Source organism: Streptomyces sp. NPDC050610 (genome assembly GCF_040654875.1).
GTDB lineage: Bacteria > Actinomycetota > Actinomycetes > Streptomycetales > Streptomycetaceae > Streptomyces.
The window spans coordinates 1-18,570 of record NZ_JBFAIV010000035.1; the positions used below are offsets into that span (position 1 = coordinate 1).

An 18,570-nucleotide genomic window follows, 5' to 3' on the forward strand; every position below is an offset into this window, starting at 1 on the left:
GCCGGCGAGGTCCTCGACGGTGGCGATCGCCCAGGCGTTGCCCTGCTTGGTCATCTTGCGCTGGAGGCCGGAGATGATGCCGCCGATGGTGACGATCGAGCCGTCCGAGTAGTCGCCGCCGGTGAGCTGCCCGATGCCCGCGTCGGCCTTGTCCGACAGGACGTGCTCCAGGCCGAAGAGCGGGTGGTCGGAGACGTACAGGCCGAGCATCTCGCGCTCCTGCGCGAGCAGATAGCTCTTCTCCCACTCGATGTCCGAGAACTCCACGTCGAGCCCGAAGCCCGGCCCCTCGTCGGCCGCGTCGTCGCCCATGCCGCCGAAGAGGTCGAACTGCCCCTCGGCCTCCTTGCGCTTGACCTGCACCACGTTGTCGATCATCGGTTCGTAGTGCGCGGTCAGGCCCTTGCGGGTGTGGCCCATCGTGTCGAAGGCGCCCGCCTTGATCAGCGACTCGGTGGTGCGCTTGTTGCAGGCAGCGGCCTCGACCTTGTCCAGGTAGTCCGGGAAGGAGAGGTACTTCCCCTTCGCCTTGCGCGACCGGATGATCGACTCGACCACGTTGGTGCCGACGTTGCGGACGGCCTCCAGGCCGAAGAGGATCACGTCCTCGCCCTGGGCGGCGAAGTTGTGCACCGACTCGTTGACGTTCGGCGGGAGCACCTTGATGCCCATGCGGCGGCACTCGTTGAGGTAGACGGCCGACTTGTCCTTGTCGTCCTTGACCGAGGTGAGCAGCGCCGCCATGTACTCGGCGGGGTAGTTCGCCTTGAGGTACGCGGTCCAGTAGGTGACCAGCCCGTACGCGGAGGAGTGGGCCTTGTTGAAGGCGTAGCCGGCGAACGGGACCAGGACGTCCCACAGCGCCTGGATCGCGGCGTCCGAGAACCCCTTGTTCTTGGCGCCGGCCTGGAAGAGGACGAAGTTCTTCTCCAGTTCCTCCGGCTTCTTCTTGCCCATCACGCGGCGCAGGATGTCGGCCTCGCCGAGCGAGTAGCCGGCGATGATCTGGGCGGCCTTCTGCACCTGCTCCTGGTACACGATGAGGCCGTAGGTCAGACCCAGGGTCTCCTTCAGCGGCTCTTCGAGCTCCGGGTGGATCGGGGTGATCTCCTGGCGCCCGTTCTTGCGCTCCGCGTAGTTGATGTGCGAGTTCATGCCCATCGGGCCCGGCCGGTAGAGGGCCGAGACGGCGGAAATGTCCTCGAAGTTGTCGGGCTGCATCTGGCGGAGCAGGGAGCGCATCGGGCCGCCGTCGAACTGGAAGACGCCGAGCGTGTCACCGCGGCAGAGCAGCTCGAAGGTCTTGGGGTCGTCGAGCGGGAGGTCGAGCATCTCCAGGTCGATGCCCTTGTTGGCCTTCACCATCTTGACGGCGTCGTCCATGATCGTGAGGTTGCGCAGGCCCAGGAAGTCCATCTTGAGCAGGCCGAGCGACTCGCACTGGGGGTAGTCCCACTGCGTGATCGTCACGCCGTCGGTGTGCCGCGTCCAGAGCGGGGCGTGGTCGACGATCGGCTCGCTGGACATGATCACGCCGGCCGCGTGCACGCCCATCTGCCGGACCAGGCCCTCGACGCCCTTGGCGGTGTCGATGACCTTCTTGACGTCCGGCTCGCTCTCGTACATCCCCCGGATCTCGCCCGCCTCGCTGTAGCGGGGGTGCTTGGGGTCGGTGATGCCGGAGAGGTCGATGCCCTTTCCGAGGACGTCGGCGGGCATGGCCTTGGTGAGCCGGTCGCCCATCGCGTACGGGTATCCGAGGACGCGCGCGGAGTCCTTGATGGCGTTCTTCGCCTTGATCTTTCCGTACGTGCCGATCATGGCGACCTTGTCGGCGCCGTATTTCTCGGTCACGTACCGGATCACCTCGACGCGCCTGCGCTCGTCGAAGTCGATGTCGACATCGGGCATGGAGACGCGCTCGGGGTTGAGGAACCGCTCGAAGATCAGCCCGTGCGTGATCGGGTCGAGGTCGGTGATGCCCATGGCGTACGCGACGATCGAGCCGGCCGCGGAGCCGCGGCCCGGGCCCACCGCGATGCCGTTGTTCTTGGCCCACATGATGAAGTCGGCGACGACGAGGAAGTAGCCGGGGAACCCCATCTGGATGATGACGTCCATCTCGTACTCCGCCTGCTTCTGGCGATCCTCGGGGACACCGCCCGGGTAGCGGCGGCCCATGCCGACCCGGACCTCCTCCTGGAACCAGGTGACCTCGGTGAACCCCGCCGGGATCTCGAACTTCGGCATGAGGTCGCGCTTCTCGAACATGCCGGTCGTGTCGATCTGCTCGGCGACCAGGAGGGTGTTGCGGCACCCCTCCTGCCAGGCGTCCGAGGAGTCGATGGCGTACATCTCGTCCGTGGACTTCAGGTAGTAGCCGGTGCCGTCGAAGCGGAAGCGGTCCGGGTCGGAGAGGTTCTTGCCGGTCTGGATGCACAGCAGCGCGTCGTGGGCCGTGGACTCGTGCGCGTACGTGTAGTGCGAGTCATTGGTGACCAGCGGCGGGATGCCCAGCTCCTTGCCGATCTTGAGCAGGTCCTCGCGGACCCGGCGCTCGATCTCGATGCCGTGGTCCATCAGCTCCAGGAAATACCGGTCCTTGCCGAAGATCTCCTGGTACTCCCCGGCCGCCCTGCGCGCCTCCTCGTACTGACCGAGCCGCAGCCGGGTCTGGAGCTCGCCGGAGGGGCAGCCGGTGGAGGCGATCAGCCCCTCCGACCAGTCGGAGAGGGTCTCCTTGTCCATGCGCGGCCACTTCTGGAGCCAGCCCTCGGCGTACGCGTCCGAGGAGAGCTTGAACAGGTTGTGCAGCCCCTTGCTGTTGGCCGCCCAGATCGTCTTATGCGTATAACCACCCGAACCGGACACGTCATCGCGCTTCTGATGCGGCTGGCCCCACTGCACCTTGCGCTTGTTGCGCCGGGACTCCGGCGCCACGTACGCCTCGATGCCGATGATCGGCGTCACCCCCGCCTTCTGGGCGGAGTGGAAGAAGTCGTACGCGCCGTGCAGGTTGCCGTGGTCGGACATGGCGATGTGCGTCATGCCCATCTCATTGCACGCGTTGAACATGTCCTTCAGCCGCGCGGCGCCGTCCAGCAGCGAGTACTGGGTGTGGACGTGCAGGTGCGTGAAGGGCGGCTTGGACACGGTGGATGACCTCCGGCGAACGGTCGAGGACGGCTTGAGGAGACGGCAACGAAGTCTACGACGGCCCACCGACAGCGGCGGGGCACTCGTGGGCGGCCTCGCGCGTTGGAGCCGGTGGGACACATGTCCCCGGTGTGCGACAACCCAGGAGGACCCAGCGATGGCGACCGAGCACGACCGGGCCACGCGGCGCGGCGAGGAGATACTCGCCGTTTTCCAGACCGCCTTCGGCGACCTTCTGGCGGCCGACCCGGCCGCCTTCCGGGTCAAATTCCGGAAGATGGCCGCCTCCGCCTTCGCCTTCTACCGGGGCACCGCCTGCCTGTTCTACAACGACCTGGCCGCCGGGCCGGACGGCGCGGCCGGCGACGACGGGGGCGCGTACCTCGACGAGCGTACGAGCCGGGTGTGGGTGCACGGCGATCTGCACGCCGAGAACTTCGGCACGTACATGGACGCCAACGGCCGGCTGGTCTTCAACGTCAACGACTTCGACGAGGCCTACGTCGGCCCCTTCACCTGGGACCTCAAGCGCTTCGCCGCCTCCATCGCCCTCATCGGCCACGCGAAGGCGCTGAGCGACGAGCAGATCGGCGAGCTGGTCGGCGTCTACGCCGCCGCGTACCGCGCCCGCGTCCACGATCTGGCGACCGGCGCCAAGGGCTCCGACAAGTCCGAGGAGCCGCCGTTCACCCTGGACACCGCCGAGGGCCCGCTGCTGGACGCGCTGCGCGACGCACGCTCGCGGACCCGGTTCGCGCTGCTCGACTCGATGACCGAGATCCGCGACTACGAGCGCCGCTTCACCGCGGGCGGCAGCACGGTCGAGCTGGACGCGGCGGACCGCTACCGGGTCCTCGCGGCCTTCGACGGCTATCTGGAGACGCTCCCGGACTCCAGCCTGGCCCGGCCCGACTCCTACCGCGTCAAGGACGTCGTCGGCCGCCGGGGCATCGGGATAGGGAGCGCCGGCCTGCCCTCGTACAACATCCTCCTGGAGGGCAACAGCGACGCCCTGGAGAACGATGTCGTCATCTACATGAAGCAGGCGCAGACCCCCGCCGTCTCCCGGCACATCGCCGACCGGGCGGTGCGCGACTACTTCCAGCACGAGGGCCACCGCACGGTGATCTCCCAGCGCGCCCTCCAGGCGCACGCCGACCCCTGGCTGGGGTGGACGGAGCTGGAGGGGGACGGCAGCCGGTGGGGGCAGCTGGTCGCCGAGGTGTCGCCGTACGCGGTGGACCTCGACTGGTCGGACATCGACGACCCGGCCGAGATCGCCGCCGTCGTCGCGGACCTGGGCCGGGCCACCGCCGCCATGCACGCGGCCGCCGACGACCAGAGCGGCCACTCCCTGGTGCCCTTCTCCACCGAGCGCGCGATCGACGCCGTCATCGCCGCCGACGAGGACCGCTTCGGCGAGCTGCTGACCGATTTCGCGCACTCCTACGGGGCGCGGGCGCGGGCCGACCACCAGATCTTCGTGGACCTCTTCCGCAACGGCCGCATCCCCGGCCTGTGAGCCCCACCCGGTAAGCGGCGGCCTCTATAGAACCTCAGAACCTCTATAAGAAGGGGCCCGTTTCGTTGAACGGCCGCCTCTTTAAAGAGGGCCCTCCCCAAGGCGGCCCTCCTTAAGCGGCCCCTACCCCCGTGCATGGCAGACTTCGTTCGATGGACATTTCAGCGGTACGACTGCGGGCTCTGCGCGCGGCGCTCTTCACGGCGCTGTGCGTACTGCTGTCCGCGACGTCCCATGTGCTGCTGTCCGGCGCTCCGCTGCCGCTGACGACCGTCCTCGCGCTGTCGGCCGCCGTCTTCGTGATCGCGTACGCGCTGGCGGGCCGGGAGCGCGGCTACTGGCACATCGCCGCCCTCCTCGTCCCCCTGGAGCTGGCCGCCGACGCAATCTTCACCACCGGGCAGGACGCCTGTCACGGCCAGGTGGCCGCCGCCCCCACCGGAGGGCCGCTGGTCCTGCTGTGCGGCGGGGGCGAGGTCGGCTCGCCGCTGCCGAGCGTGCCGGACACCACGGCCGCCTTCTGGCTGCTGCTCGCCGCGCACCTCGGAGTCGGGCTGCTGGGCGCGGCCTGGCTGCGGCGCGGCGAGGCCGCACTCGGCCAGCTGCTGTGTGCCGCGGCCGTGTCCGCGTTCCGCCCGCTGCTGCTCGCCCTCGCCGCGCTCGCCGCGGCGGCGACGCCCGTACGGGCCGCGGTACGGCGCATCACGCGCCGCGTCCCGCCCGCTCTCACGCACCCTCTGCTCGTGCATTCGGTCGTCCGCCGGGGACCGCCCCTCCCGGCGATCGCCTGAGCAATCCGGTCGAGCGGCCGCCGGGCGACAAGCCGGCCGGCCGTCGGACGACTGTCATACGACGCAGAGAGAGCATCCTCATGAGCAACCGCAACAGCCAGCAGAACAAGCAGGCCGCCCGCGAGCGGCTGCGCGCCGAGCGCGAACGCCAGGCCAAGAAGGACAAGACCCGCCGGCAGCTCGTCGTCGGCGGCTCGGTCGTCGCCGTGCTGGCCGTCGCCGCGGGCATCGGCGTGGCCGCCACGCAGCTGGGCGGCAGCGGCAGCAAGAGCTCGAACTCTTCCTGGGACGCGGCCGCGAAGCAGACGCTGGTCGAGCCCGCGAACACCGCGGGCAAGGGCGGCACCGACATCACCGTCGGCGACCCGAAGGCCAAGCACACGCTGGAGATCTACCAGGACATGCGCTGCCCGATCTGCTCGGTCTTCGAGCAGAACGTCGGGGGCGAGATCCAGAAGAACGTCAAGGACGGCACGTACAAGGTCACGTACCACATCGGTACATTCCTGGACAAGAACATGGGCGGGACCGGGGCGAAGAACGCGCTCAGCGCGGTCGGGGCCGCCGTCAACGTCAGCCCGGAGGCGTTCGTCGCCTACAACCAGGCGCTGTACTCCAAGACCAACCACCCCGAGGAGACCCAGGACAAGTTCGCCGACGACGACTACCTGCTGAAGATCGCGCAGGAGGTCCCGGCCCTCAAGGACAACGCCGAGTTCAAGAAGAACGTCACCAAGGGCACCTTCGACAAGTGGGCGCTGAACGTCTCCGACAAGTTCGACGCCGCCAAGGACGTCACGGGAACGCCGACCCTCAAGTTCGACGGCAAGAAGCTGACCAAGGGGCAGGGCGTGCCGATGACTCCGGCGGACTTCGAGTCGGCCATCAAGGAACACCTCTGATCGAACGCCCCTGATCCGTCCGAGACGATCCGTCCGAGATGAGCCGACTTCGGTGAGCCGGCCTTGAGGAGACGGCTTCGACGAGCCGTCTCCGATACGGACCCGAGTCCGAATCTTGACACGACGCCTACCCGCCGCCGTGGCAAAATTCGGCGTCATGGAGGGGACGGGAGAGCAGTTGAGAGCCGTACGCGCGGCGCTGTTCACGGCCGTGTGCGTCACGCTGTCCGGCGCTTCTCACGTCGTGCTCTCCCGCACCCCCCTCCCGCTGCCGACGGTGGCCGTGCTCTGCGCCGCCTTCTTCACGATCGCGTACGCGCTGGCGGGCCGGGAGCGCGGCTACTGGCACATCGCCGCCCTCCTCGTCCCCCTGGAACTGGCCGCCGACACGGTCTTCACCACCGGCCAGCACACGTGTTACGGCCGCTCGGGCGGACCCGTCACGGGGCCGCTGCACTCCATGGGCGTCGATCTGCTGTGCCACGGCGGCGACTTCGGCACACCGCTGGCCCGGCTGACCGCCCGGCACGGCGACCCCGCGCCGCTGATCGGCGGCGCGTCGGCGCCCTGGCTGCTGCTGGCCGCGCATCTCGCGGTCGGGCTGCTGGCCGCCGCCTGGCTGCGGCGCGGCGAGGTGGCGCTGCGGCGGCAGCTGCGCGCGGTCGCGGCCCTCGCCTTCCGGCCGCTGCTGTTCGCCGTCGCCGTGATCGTCGCCGCCGTACGGCCGGGGGCTCCCGTCGCGGCGGGCGGGCGCGCGCGGGTGGCCCGTACGCTCCCTCTGCTCCTCCACTCCGTCGTACGGCGCGGTCCGCCCCGCCCGGCCGCCCACGCATTCGCGGGCGCCTGAGCAGTCCGGTCCCTTTCGCATACCGCGCACGTCAATCCACGGAGTCGAGATCATGAGCAACCGCAACAACCAGCAGAACAAGCAGGCCGCCCGCGAGCGGCTGCGCGCCGAGCGCGAGCGCCAGGCCAAGAAGGACAAGGTCCGCCGGCAGCTCGTCGTCGGCGGCTCGATCGTCGTGGTGCTCGCGATAGCCGGCGGCATCGGCTTCGCGGTCAGCAACATGGACAGCGGTTCCGGCAAGGACAAGTCCACCGGCAGCAAGGAGTGGGACGCCGCCGCCAAGAAGACCCTCGTCAAGCCCGCCAACACCACGGGCGAGAACGGCGATGTGATCACCGTCGGCGACGCGAAGGCCAAGAAGACCCTTGAGGTCTACGAGGACCCGCGGTGCCCCGCGTGCGCGATCTTCGAGCAGAGCGCCGGGCCCGAACTGCGCCAGGACGTCAAGGACGGCCGGTACAAGGTGCGTTACGTCATGGTCAACTTCATCGACGGCATGGGCGAGAAGGGGACCGGCTCGAAGAACGCCGTCAGCGCGCTGGGCGCGGCCCTGAACGTCAGCCCGGAGGCGTTCGTCGAGTACAAGGAGGCCCTGTACTCGAAGGAGAACCACCCGGATGAGACCGACGACGCCTTCGCCAAGGACCAGAAGCTCATCGACATCGCCCAGCAGGTCCCGGCCCTCAAGGGCAACGCCGCCTTCGAGAAGGCCGTGAAGGACGGCACCTACGACAAGTGGGCGCTGGAGATGGGCAAGCTCTTCGGCAAGAACGGCGTGCAGAGCACGCCCGCGATGCTCGTCGACGGGAAGAAGCTGCTCGTCGAGGGGACGGAGAACCCCCCGATGTCCAAGGAGCAGTTCGTCGCGGCGATCGACAAGGCGTTCGGCCCGAAGAAGAAGTAGCGGTACGGCCGCGGGTGGGCGACCGTGTGAATTCGCCCACCCGCCGCCGGGAACCGGCTACGCGTCGCCTAGGTCCGCGAGGAAGCCGAGCGACACCTTCCAGGCCTCCTCCGCCGCCTCCTCGTCGTAGTCCGGGAGCTCGGGGTCGGTGAAGATGTGGCCCGCCCCCTGGTAGCGGTAGACCTCCACGTCCGCGCCGGCCCGCCGCATCCGCAGGTACCAGGCGTTCAGCCAGTCCTGCGGCTCGAACGGGTCCGGGTCCGCGACGTGCAGCTGTACGGGCAGCTCGTCCACGGACGCGTCCTCCGCGAGGTCGGAGGTGCCGTGCAGGAGCAGCAGCCCCCGCGCCTTCTCGTCCCCCAGCGCCAGGTTCTGCGCGATGGACCCGCCGAGCGAGAAGCCCGCGTACACGAGTCCGCGCTCCGAGAGCGGGGCGGCCGCGGCGATGGCACGGCGCAGCAGCTCCTCCTTGCCGATCTCGTCCTTGATCACCATGCCGTCCTCGACGGTCTCGGTGGTCCGCCCGTCGTACAGGTCCGGCACATGCACCTCGTGCCCGGCGGCGCGCAGCCGCTCGGCCGCCGCGTGTACGGCAGGCCGCAGCCCGAAAGCCGAGTGAAACAGGACAATCGTGGTAGAGGACGCCACTGGAGTCACTTCCCTGTAGGTGAATCGCGATCACCCCATCGTGCCAGTTACCGTCGGTGGGACGCGGACCACCCGAATCGCGCTGGAAGGAGCCGAGGTGTCCATGGAGGACGTGTTGCGTCCGCTCATCGTGATCGGCGGCTCGATCGCCATCACCCTGCTGGTCGGCTGGGCCGCCGACCTGGTGGTGCGCCGGATCGACGCCCGCCACCCCGAGACCCCGCTGTGGGATCTGCTGCGCCGCTGCCGGCTGCCGTTGCAGCTGGTGCTGTGCGCGGCCCTGCTGCGCGGCAGCTACACCTCTGTGCGGTTCAAGGTGGTCGAGGAGCATGAGGCGGGCATCGGGCAGACCCTGTCGCTGGTGCTGATCGCCGCCGTGGCCTGGCTGGCGGTGCGCGGCGCGGCGGCCATAGTGGAGTCGACGTACGCCCGTTACGCCGCGAACGCCCACGACCGGGCGCGGGTCCGCCGGGTCCGTACGCAGGTGACGCTGATCCAGCGGATCGTGACCGCGGTCGTCGTGGTGGTGACGGTGGCGGCGATGCTGCTGACCTTCCCGGCGATGAAGACCGTGGGGACGTCGATGCTCGCCTCGGCCGGCGTGATCGGCATCGTCGCCGGTGTCGCCGCCCAGTCGACGCTCGGCAACCTCTTCGCCGGGCTCCAGATCGCCTTCGGCGACATGGTGCGGATCGGCGACACGGTGGTGGTCGACGGCGAGTGGGGCACGGTCGAGGAGATCACCCTCACGTATCTCGTGGTGACCACCTGGGACGAGCGCCGGATCACCATGCCCGTGTCGTACTTCACCAGCAAGCCGTTCGAGAACTGGACGCGCGGCAACCCCCGGATGACCGGGACGGTCTTCTTCCACCTCGACCACACCACGCCGATAGACCTCATGCGGGAGCGGCTGCACGAGATCCTCATGAAGAGCGCCGAGTGGGACCGCCGCGCCTGGAGCCTGGTGATCACCGACACCACCCCGTCGACGATCCAGGTGCGCGCGCTGGTCACCGCGAAGGACTCGGACGACATCTGGACGCTCCGCTGCGTGGTGCGCGAGCAGCTGGTGGAGTGGCTGCGCCGGGAGCACCCGTACGCGCTGCCGCGGATCAACACGGCGCACGCGCCGGGCCTGCGGGAGGCGCCCGACCGCTCGCAGGCGCCGCCGAGGTCCGAGGACATCGGCCCGGGCCCGGGCACCGCCTGATCCGGAGCCGCGCCCCCGGACGCGTACAGCCGCAAACCCGCACGAAGGCCCGTACGGCCTCGCATCGGCGCGGCCCGTACGGGCCTCGGACCAGCGCGGCCCCGAGCCCGTACGGTCTCAGGCCCCGTACGAGGACCCGTACCGCCTCGGGCCGACGCGACCTCAGGCCTGTACAGCCTTTGGCCCGTACGCCTCCGGATCCGGGGCGGCGTACGGATCCGTACGCTCCGGGTCCGTACGGCCCCGGACAAGCCCGCGCAGCACCGTCAGCGCAGGCTCCGCACGTCGAGGTGGCGCAGCACCCTGTCGACGATCTCCGGGTCGGCGCCGGCCTCGCTGCGGGCGGAGAGCACCTCGTGCCGGGCGGCCGACATCATCTCGTTCTGGATGCGCTGCACGGTGCGGATGCGCTTGACGCGCTGGGCGTGCGCCTCCCGGCGCTCGTCGTCGACCATGTCGGGGCTGATCCGCGCGCCGACGTCGTACGCGCGCCGGTTCAGCTGCTCGGCGAGGTCCTCGGGCAGCTCCTCGACCGCCTGGATCTCCCTGAGCCTGCTCTTGGCGGCCTTGGCGGCACGGATCGCGAGCTGACGCTCCGTCTCCCGTTCGGCGTTGGTGTCGGCCTTCACCCCGAGCTTCCGCACCAGCCAGGGCAGGGTCAGCCCCTGGACGACGAGGGTGGCCATGATGACGGCGAAGGCGATGAAGAGGATCTCGTCGCGGCCGGGGAAGTCGGAGCCGTCGTCCACGGTGAGGGGGATGGCGAGGGCCAGCGCGACGGAGGCCACGCCGCGCATCCCGGACCACCACATGACCACGGTCTCGCGCCAGGTCATCGGGATCTCTTCCTCGACGTCCCGGTGGCGGTGCATCTTGCGGGCGAGCCAGGCGGCGGGCAGCAGCCACAGCAGCCGTACGCCGATGACGACGCCGATCACCGCGCCGCCGGCCGCGAGCATCTCGCCCCAGCGGCCGGAGGCCGTGCCGAAGACGTTGTGGAGTTCGAGGCCGATGAGGCCGAAGGCGACTCCGGTGACCAGAGTGTCGACGATCTCCCAGAAGGTGTGGCCGGCCAGCCGGCCCAGCACGTCGTCGGCGTCCACCGCGTGTTCGGCGAGGAAGAGCGCGGTGGTGAGCACCGCCAGCACGCCCGAGCCGCGGAACTCCTCGGCCAGCACGTACGCGACGAACGGCACCAGCAGGGTGAGGCCGATCTGGAGGGTGGCGTCGCCGAGCAGGCTCATCAGCTTGTTGGCGGCCCAGCCGAGCACCAGGCCGACCGCTATGGCGACGACGGCGGAGAGCACGAGCTCTCCGACGGCGTGCGGGAAGGAGAAGGAGCCGGTGACGGTGGCGGCGATGGCCACGTGGTAGAGCACGATCGCGGTGACGTCGTTGAAGAGGCCCTCGCCCTCCAGGATGGAGACCAGGCGGCGCGGCAGTCCGAGCGATCCGGCCACGGCGGTCGCGGCGACCGGGTCGGGCGGGGCGACGAGCGCGCCGAGCGCGACGGCCGCGGCGAGCGGCAGGCCGGGCACGACGGCGTTGGCGACGACGGCGACCGCGGCGGTCGTCACGAAGACCAGCGCCACCGCGAGCAGGAAGATCGGCCGCAGATTGGCCGCGAACTGCCGCCAGGACGTGCGCTGCACCGAGGCGTACAGCAGCGGCGGCAGCACCAGCGGCAGGATGTACTCGGGCGGCACGTCGACGTTGGGCACGAACGGCAGCAGGGCGAGCACGATCCCGCCGAGGGTCATCAGGACCGGCGACGGCAGTCCCAGCCGGTCGCCGAGCGGCACCATGACCACGGCCCCGAGTAGCAGTACGAACAGCAGGGCAAGCTGGTCCACGACGTATACGCTCCGGTGTCGGTCCTACGATCAACGCCTCAAGCCTGCCATGGCCGGTCACATAAACCGCTCAACGCGGCATTGATCACATATCACCGCGCCCCGGAATATCCGGGGCGCGGCGCCGGAACGCCCGCGTGACGCGGTGTCAGGAGCTCTCCGCCCGCACGATGTCCAGCGCCCGCTGAAGGTCCTCGGGGTACGCGCTCTCGAACTCGACCCAGCTCCCGTCGCCGGGGTGCTCGAAGCCGAGCCGCATCGCGTGCAGCCACTGCCGGGTGAGCCCGAGCCGCTTGCCGAGCGTCGGGTCGGCGCCGTACGTGATGTCGCCGACGCACGGGTGCCGGTGCGCCGACATGTGCACGCGGATCTGGTGCGTACGGCCGGTCTCCAGCTTGATGTCGAGGAGGCTGGCGGCCCGGAACGCCTCGATGAGGTCGTAGTGCGTCACGGACGGCTTGCCCTCGGCCGTCACCGCCCACTTGTAGTCGTGGTTCGGGTGCCGCCCGATGGGGGCGTCGATGGTGCCGCTCATCGGGTCCGGGTGGCCCTGCACCAGCGCGTGGTAGCGCTTGTCGACCGTACGCTCCCGGAACTGCTGCTTGAGCAGCGTGTAGGCGCGCTCGGACTTGGCGACCACCATCAGCCCCGAGGTGCCAACGTCGAGGCGGTGCACGATGCCCTGGCGCTCGGCCGCGCCCGAGGTCGCGATGCGGAAGCCGGCGGCGGCGAGCCCGCCGATGACGGTGGTGCCGGTCCAGCCGGGGCTCGGGTGCGCGGCCACCCCGACCGGCTTGACGATCACGACGATGTCGTCGTCGTCGTGCACGATCTCCATGCCCTCCACGGGCTCGGCGACGATCTGCACCGGCGCCGGGGCGCCGGGCATCTCGACCTCCAGCCAGGCGCCGCCGGTCACCCGGTCGGACTTGCCGGCCACCGCGCCGTCGAGCTGGACCTTCCCCCCTGCGGCGAGCTCGGCCGCCTTGGTCCGCGAAAAGCCGAACATGCGGGCGATGGCGGCGTCCACGCGCTCGCCTTCGAGGCCATCGGGTACGGGCAGGGTGCGGATCTCGGGAATCGTGCTCACCCGTCGAGTATGCAGGACGGCGCGGGGCCGTCCGTACGCCCGTACGCGCGCCCGGACACAACCGCCGGGTCCGTCAGTCCTTGTGCACCGTGCCGTCGGGGTCGAGGCCGCGGAAGGAGAGGATCACGATCAGGATGCCGCCGCAGACGATCGCCGAGTCGCCGAGGTTGAAGACCGCGAAGTGCGCGGGCGCGATCCAGTCGACCACACCGCCTTGGAGGCCGCCGGGCGTGCGGAACACCCGGTCGGTGAGGTTGCCGAGCGCGCCGCCGAGCAGCAGGCCCAGCGCGATGGCCCACGGCACGCTGTAGAGCTTGCGGGCGAGCCGCGCGATCACCACGATCACGATCACCGCGATGCAGGTGAAGACGATGGTCATGGCCTCGCCGAAGCTGAAGGCCGCGCCGCGGTTGCGGATCACCTGGAGCTGGAGCCAGGTGCCGATCACGTGGACCGGATCGTGGTGCTCCAGCTTGGCCACCACGGCCAGCTTGCTGACCAGGTCCAGGAGGTAGGCCAAGGGGGCGACCGTCAGCAGCACCCCGATCCGCCGCTTCTTCCCCTTGGGCGGACCCACCTCCTGCGAGGCGCCGTCCCCTTCGGCCTCTCCCGGCGTACCGGTGGTCTGCTCCGCCTCTGTCACCTGAGTCCCTCGACGTCGTCCCGCCCGCCGCTCACCACCGCCCGGTCCGGCGGTGCTGCCCGGCAGCGCGGCGCACTCCTGCGTTCGCTGGGCACCGGGCGCCCCCGCCCGGCTGAGGATGAGCGTACGGCACGCCGCCGGAAGGCGTTCAGCGGCGTTCCTGCCGCTGCTTGCACTCGACGCACAGCATGGCGCGGGGGAACGCCTGCATCCGGGCCTTGCCGATCGGTTTGCCGCAGTTCTCGCAGATCCCGTACGTGCCGGCGTCGAGCCGCTCCAGGGCGCGCTCGGTCTGCTCCAGCATCTCCCGGGCGTTCCCGGCGAGCGCCAGCTCGTGCTCGCGCGTGATGTTCTTGGTGCCGGTGTCGGCCTGGTCGTCGCCCGCGCCGTCGCCGGAGTCGCGCATCAGCCCGGCGATGGCCTCCTCGGAGGCGATCAGTTCGGCGCGCAGCCGCAGCACCTCGCTCCGCAGCTCGTCCCGCGCCTCGGCCACCTCCGCCGGCGACCAGGGGTCCTCCCCCGGCCGTACCGCCAGCTCCCCGGGCTCGGCGGCGGCTGTACGGGCCCCCGGTACCGTCGTCGCGGCCGCTGTCGCGGCCTTGGCAGCCCGTTCCCCACCCGTGGTCTTCTTCGCAGCCACCGTCTTGGCTCCCGTCGTCTTCTTCGCGGGCACCGCCTGTTCGGCCGGTGCGGACCTCTTGGCCGTTCGCTCGCCTGTGGTACCTGCTGCGCTGTTCTTCACGACGGCCTGCCCGGCCGCGCTTTCGCGCGCCGCGGCCGTCTCGGCCGGGGCGTCCTCGGCCGGAGCCTTCTTGGCCACGGCTTTCTTCGCCGGGGCCTTCTTGGCTACGGCCTTCTTCGCCGGGGCTTTCTTGGCGGCGGTCTTCTTCGCCGCGGTCTTCTTGGTTGCCGTCTTCTTCGCGGTGGACTTCTTGGCCGTGGACTTCTTGGCCGTGGACTTCCCGGCCGTCGTCCGCGGGTCCGGCGCCTCCTCCGCGTGCTCGTCCGCATGCTCGTCCACGGGCTTCTCAGCGGCTCGCTCAGCGGCCAGGGCGGCCTTCTTCGCCGTCGCTGCTGCCGTCCTGCCGGCCGGCGCAGTCTTCTTCGCGGCGGTCTTCTTCGCCACCATGGCCGCGGCCCCTTCACATTTTGTGATCTTGCTCGCGAATCGTGCCGGAACGATAAATCGACTCCGGGCACGCGGCAACGGGGCACGCCGCCGGATTCGCCCCGGCTTGCCCGCGAGGCAGACCGGTCTCATCGGTTGTGCCCAGCCCATGGCCCGGTAATCCGGCGGTGTGCACGCCGCGGCCGAGCGCACCGGCCCGCCGGTTCGAGGGGCACGTCGGGCGTATCGGCATTCGGGTCAACCCAGGACCGGCCGGTACCTCAGCCGACGCAGCACGGCGGCCGGCCCGCCCGCTCGCGGCGGAGAACGGGGCGGCGGCGCTCGGTGCGGGCCCGTACACTGGGCGCAGCGAAAGGCGTGGAAGGGACGAGTAGCGCCGCACGCAGCCAAGAGCGACCCGGGGACGGTGCGAGCCCGGGGGTGTGCGCGACGTGAAGATCACCCCGGAGCCGCCGGAAGAACGCCCGCCCCGGCGGGTCAGTAGACCCGGCCTCGCGAACCCCAATGAGGGGGCCCCGGGCACGGCCCGCGGCCAAGGAGGGTGGTACCGCGGGAGCGCGTCAAGCTCTCGTCCCTCCGACGGACAGCGATACGACGTTCCGCCGGAGGAAGAGCCAGATGACCCCGTCGCCGCAGTACCGGCAGGTGCCCGCCCAGGTCGACCTGCCCGCCCTCGAACACGCCGTGCTCGACTTCTGGCGCGAGAACAAGATCTTCGACCGCACCCTCGCCCAGTCCGAGGGCCGCCCCGAATGGGTCTTCTACGAGGGCCCGCCGACCGCCAACGGCATGCCGGGCGCGCACCACATCGAGGCCCGCGTCTTCAAGGACGTCTTCCCCCGCTTCCGCACCATGCAGGGCTACCACGTCGGCCGCAAGGCGGGCTGGGACTGCCACGGCCTGCCGGTGGAGCTGGCCGTCGAGAAGGAACTGGGCTTCAACGGCAAGCAGGACATCGAGGCGTTCGGCATCGCGGAGTTCAACGCGAAGTGCCGCGAGTCGGTGACCCGGCACACCGACGCCTTCGCCGAGCTGACCACGCGCATGGGCTACTGGGCCGACCTCGACAACGCCTACCGCACCATGGACCCGGACTACGTGCAGTCCGTGTGGTGGTCGCTCAAGGAGATCTTCGACAAGGGGCTGCTGGTCCAGGACCACCGGGTCGCCCCCTGGTGCCCGCGCTGCGGCACCGGCCTCTCGGACCACGAGCTGGCGCAGGGGTACGAGACCGTCGTCGACCCGTCGGTCTTCGTCCGCCTCCCGCTGACGTCCGGACCGCTGGCGGGCGGGGCCTCGCTGCTCATCTGGACGACCACCCCCTGGACCCTGGTCTCCAACACCGCCGTCGCCGCCCACCCCGACGTCCGCTACGTCGTGGCGACCGACGGCGAGGAGCGGCTCGTCGTCGCCGAGCCGCTGCTGGAGAAGGCGCTCGGCGAGGGCTGGGAGGCCACCGGGGAGGCGTTCACCGGCCGGGAGATGGCGCGCTGGGCCTACTCCCGCCCGTTCGCCCTCGTCGAGCTGGCCGACGCCAACTTCGTCGTCAACGCCGAGTACGTGACCACCGAGGACGGCACCGGCCTCGTCCACCAGGCCCCGGCCTTCGGCGAGGACGACCTCAAGACCTGCCGCGCGTACGGCCTGCCGGTGGTCAACCCGGTCCGCCCCGACGGCACCTTCGAGGCGGAGCTGCCGCTCGTCGGCGGCCAGTTCTTCAAGAAGGCCGACGAGGCGCTGGTCGAGGACCTCCAGGAGCGCGGCCTGCTCTTCCGGCACGTGCCGTACGAGCACAGCTACCCGCACTGCTGGCGCTGCCACACGGCGCTGCTCTACTACGCGCAGCCGTCCTGGTACATCCGCACCACCGCCGTCAAGGACCGGCTGCTCGAAGAGAACGAGGCGACCAACTGGTTCCCGGACTCGGTCAAGCACGGCCGGTTCGGCGACTGGCTGAACAACAACATCGACTGGGCGCTGTCCCGCAACCGCTACTGGGGCACCCCGCTGCCCATCTGGCGCTGCGAAGAGGGCCACCTCACCTGCGTCGGCTCGCTGGCCGAGCTGACCGAGCTGACCGGCGCCGACCAGTCGGGCCTGGACCCGCACCGCCCGTACATCGACGCGGTCACGTTCGGCTGCACGGCCGAGGGCTGCGCGCTGGAGGCGGTCCGGGTCCCCGAGGTCATCGACGCCTGGTACGACTCGGGTTCGATGCCGTTCGCGCAGTGGGGCTACCCGTACAAGAACAAAGACGTCTTCGAGAAGCGGTACCCGGCGCAGTTCATCTCCGAGGCCATCGACCAGACCCGCGGCTGGTTCTACACCCTGATGGCCGTCGGCACCCTGGTCTTCGACAAGTCGTCGTACGAGAACGTGGTCTGCCTGGGCCACATCCTCGCCGAGGACGGCCGGAAGATGTCCAAGCACCTGGGCAACATCCTCCAGCCGATCCCGCTGATGGACCAGCACGGCGCGGACGCGGTCCGCTGGTTCATGGCGGCCGGCGGCTCCCCGTGGGCCGCGCGCCGGGTCGGGCACAGCACGATCCAGGAGGTCGTCCGCAAGACGCTCCTGACGTACTGGAACACGGTCGCCTTCCAGGCGCTGTACGCCCGTACGTCCTCCTGGGCGCCGTCCGCCGCCGACCCGGCCCCGGCCGACCGGCCGCTGCTGGACCGCTGGCTGCTCGGCGAGTTGAACGCGCTGGTCGCCGAGGTCACGGCGGCCCTGGAGGGCTTCGACACCCAGCGCGCCGGCAAGCTGCTGTCCTCGTTCGTCGACGATCTCTCCAACTGGTACGTGCGCCGCTCCCGCCGCCGCTTCTGGCAGGGCGACCCGGCCGCGCTGCGCACGCTGCACGAGACGGTGGAGACGGTCACCCGGCTCATGGCGCCGCTCACCCCGTTCATCACCGAGCGGGTGTGGCAGGACCTCGTCGTTCCGGTGGCGCCGGACGCGCCCGACTCGGTGCACCTCTCCAGCTGGCCGGTCGCGGACGAGAAGCTGATCGACCCGACGCTCTCCGAGCGGATGCTGCTGGTGCGCCGGCTGGTGGAGCTGGGCCGCGCGACCCGCGCGGAGTCCGGCGTGAAGACGCGCCAGCCGCTGTCGCGGGCGCTGGTCGCGGCGTCGGGCTTCGAGGCCCTGTCGGACGAACTGCGCGCCCAGATCACGGAGGAGCTGAACGTCTCCTCGCTGGCCTCGCTCTCCGAGGTGGGCGGTTCGCTCGTCGACACCACCGCCAAGGCCAACTTCCGCGCGCTGGGCAAGCGGTTCGGCAAGGGCGTCCAGGCGGTGGCGAAGGCCGTCGCCGAGGCGGACGCCGCCGCCCTGTCGCTGGCCCTGCGCGAGGGCACGGCCTCCGTGGAGGTCGACGGCGAGCGGGTGACGCTCGCCCCGGACGAGGTCATCATCACCGAAACGCCCCGCGAGGGCTGGTCGGTGGCCTCCGACTCGGGCGCCACCGTCGCCCTCGATCTGGAGATCACCCCGGAACTGCGCCGCGCGGGCCTGGCCCGGGACGCGATCCGGCTGATCCAGGAGGCCCGTAAGAACAGCGGCTTGGACGTCGCCGACCGCATCGTGGTCCGCTGGGACGCGGCGAACGCCGAGACGTCCGAGGCACTGGCCGAGCACACCGAGCTGATCTCCGACGAGGTGCTGGCCGACGAATTCGCCCAGGCCGAGGCCGACGCCTCGTTCGGCGACCCGTTCACGGACGAGCCCCTGTCCCTGACCTTCCGGCTGCGCAAGGCGTGACAATCGCGGCGTAGAGAAGCCGGGCGGGCTCGAACTCCGAGCCCGCCCGGCTTTTTGACGCCTATACGTGCTGTCAGTGAACGCGAAACGGGCCGGGCCCCTGGGATGTC

General features: G+C 70.3%; 13 protein-coding genes. 7 read left to right on the forward strand and 6 right to left on the reverse strand.

Annotated elements, in window-relative coordinates:
- The coding region (gene dnaE, locus AB0I22_RS32010) for a DNA polymerase III subunit alpha (RefSeq protein WP_363134481.1) at positions 1–3,153 on the reverse strand (3,153 nt) is incomplete at its 3' end.
- A 160-nt stretch (positions 3,154–3,313) separates the two neighbouring features.
- On the opposite strand from dnaE, the gene AB0I22_RS32015 reads away from it, so the two are divergent.
- The 5 genes from AB0I22_RS32015 to AB0I22_RS32035 all read left to right on the forward strand — a co-directional run bounded on the left by AB0I22_RS32015 (position 3,314) and on the right by AB0I22_RS32035 (position 8,122).
- On the forward strand, positions 3,314–4,678 hold the full coding sequence (locus AB0I22_RS32015) for a DUF2252 domain-containing protein (RefSeq protein WP_363134482.1): 1,365 nt from the start codon (positions 3,314–3,316) through the stop codon (positions 4,676–4,678).
- A gap of 152 nt (positions 4,679–4,830) precedes the next feature.
- The gene (locus AB0I22_RS32020) at positions 4,831–5,469 is read left to right on the forward strand and encodes a hypothetical protein (protein WP_363134483.1); all 639 of its coding nucleotides are present in this window, start codon (positions 4,831–4,833) and stop codon (positions 5,467–5,469) included.
- Positions 5,470–5,549: 80 nt separating this feature from the next.
- The gene (locus AB0I22_RS32025; protein WP_363134484.1) at positions 5,550–6,371 is read left to right on the forward strand and encodes a thioredoxin domain-containing protein; all 822 of its coding nucleotides are present in this window, start codon (positions 5,550–5,552) and stop codon (positions 6,369–6,371) included.
- A 157-nt stretch (positions 6,372–6,528) separates the two neighbouring features.
- On the forward strand, positions 6,529–7,218 hold the full coding sequence (locus AB0I22_RS32030; RefSeq protein ID WP_363134485.1) for a hypothetical protein: 690 nt from the start codon (positions 6,529–6,531) through the stop codon (positions 7,216–7,218).
- A 52-nt stretch (positions 7,219–7,270) separates the two neighbouring features.
- A complete protein-coding gene (locus AB0I22_RS32035) occupies positions 7,271–8,122 on the forward strand; it encodes a thioredoxin domain-containing protein (RefSeq protein ID WP_363134486.1) in 852 nt (283 codons plus the stop codon).
- Between the two features lie 57 nt (positions 8,123–8,179).
- On the opposite strand, the gene AB0I22_RS32040 is transcribed toward AB0I22_RS32035, so the two are convergent.
- Complete coding sequence (locus AB0I22_RS32040) at positions 8,180–8,770, reverse strand: dienelactone hydrolase family protein (RefSeq protein WP_363134487.1); 591 nt, start codon at positions 8,768–8,770, stop codon at positions 8,180–8,182.
- A gap of 103 nt (positions 8,771–8,873) precedes the next feature.
- Between AB0I22_RS32040 and AB0I22_RS32045 the strand changes: the two genes are divergently transcribed.
- Entirely contained in the window at positions 8,874–9,983 is a 1,110-nt protein-coding gene (locus tag AB0I22_RS32045; RefSeq protein ID WP_363134553.1) for a mechanosensitive ion channel domain-containing protein, read from the forward strand.
- 266 nt (positions 9,984–10,249) lie between these two features.
- On the opposite strand, the gene AB0I22_RS32050 is transcribed toward AB0I22_RS32045, so the two are convergent.
- The 4 genes from AB0I22_RS32050 to AB0I22_RS32065 all read right to left on the reverse strand — a co-directional run bounded on the left by AB0I22_RS32050 (position 10,250) and on the right by AB0I22_RS32065 (position 14,698).
- The gene (locus AB0I22_RS32050; protein WP_363134488.1) at positions 10,250–11,836 is read right to left on the reverse strand and encodes a Na+/H+ antiporter; all 1,587 of its coding nucleotides are present in this window, start codon (positions 11,834–11,836) and stop codon (positions 10,250–10,252) included.
- 148 nt (positions 11,837–11,984) lie between these two features.
- Complete coding sequence (locus AB0I22_RS32055) at positions 11,985–12,926, reverse strand: RluA family pseudouridine synthase (protein WP_363134489.1); 942 nt, start codon at positions 12,924–12,926, stop codon at positions 11,985–11,987.
- Positions 12,927–12,999: 73 nt separating this feature from the next.
- Entirely contained in the window at positions 13,000–13,569 is a 570-nt protein-coding gene (lspA, locus tag AB0I22_RS32060; RefSeq protein ID WP_363134490.1) for a signal peptidase II, read from the reverse strand.
- A gap of 148 nt (positions 13,570–13,717) precedes the next feature.
- Positions 13,718–14,698, reverse strand: coding sequence for a TraR/DksA C4-type zinc finger protein (locus AB0I22_RS32065; protein ID WP_363134491.1), 981 nt, complete (start codon positions 14,696–14,698; stop codon positions 13,718–13,720).
- A gap of 618 nt (positions 14,699–15,316) precedes the next feature.
- On the opposite strand from AB0I22_RS32065, the gene ileS reads away from it, so the two are divergent.
- Positions 15,317–18,460: an isoleucine--tRNA ligase gene (gene ileS, locus AB0I22_RS32070; RefSeq protein WP_363134492.1), complete on the forward strand. Its 3,144-nt coding sequence runs from the start codon at positions 15,317–15,319 to the stop codon at positions 18,458–18,460.
- Positions 18,461–18,570: the final 110 nt, after the last annotated feature.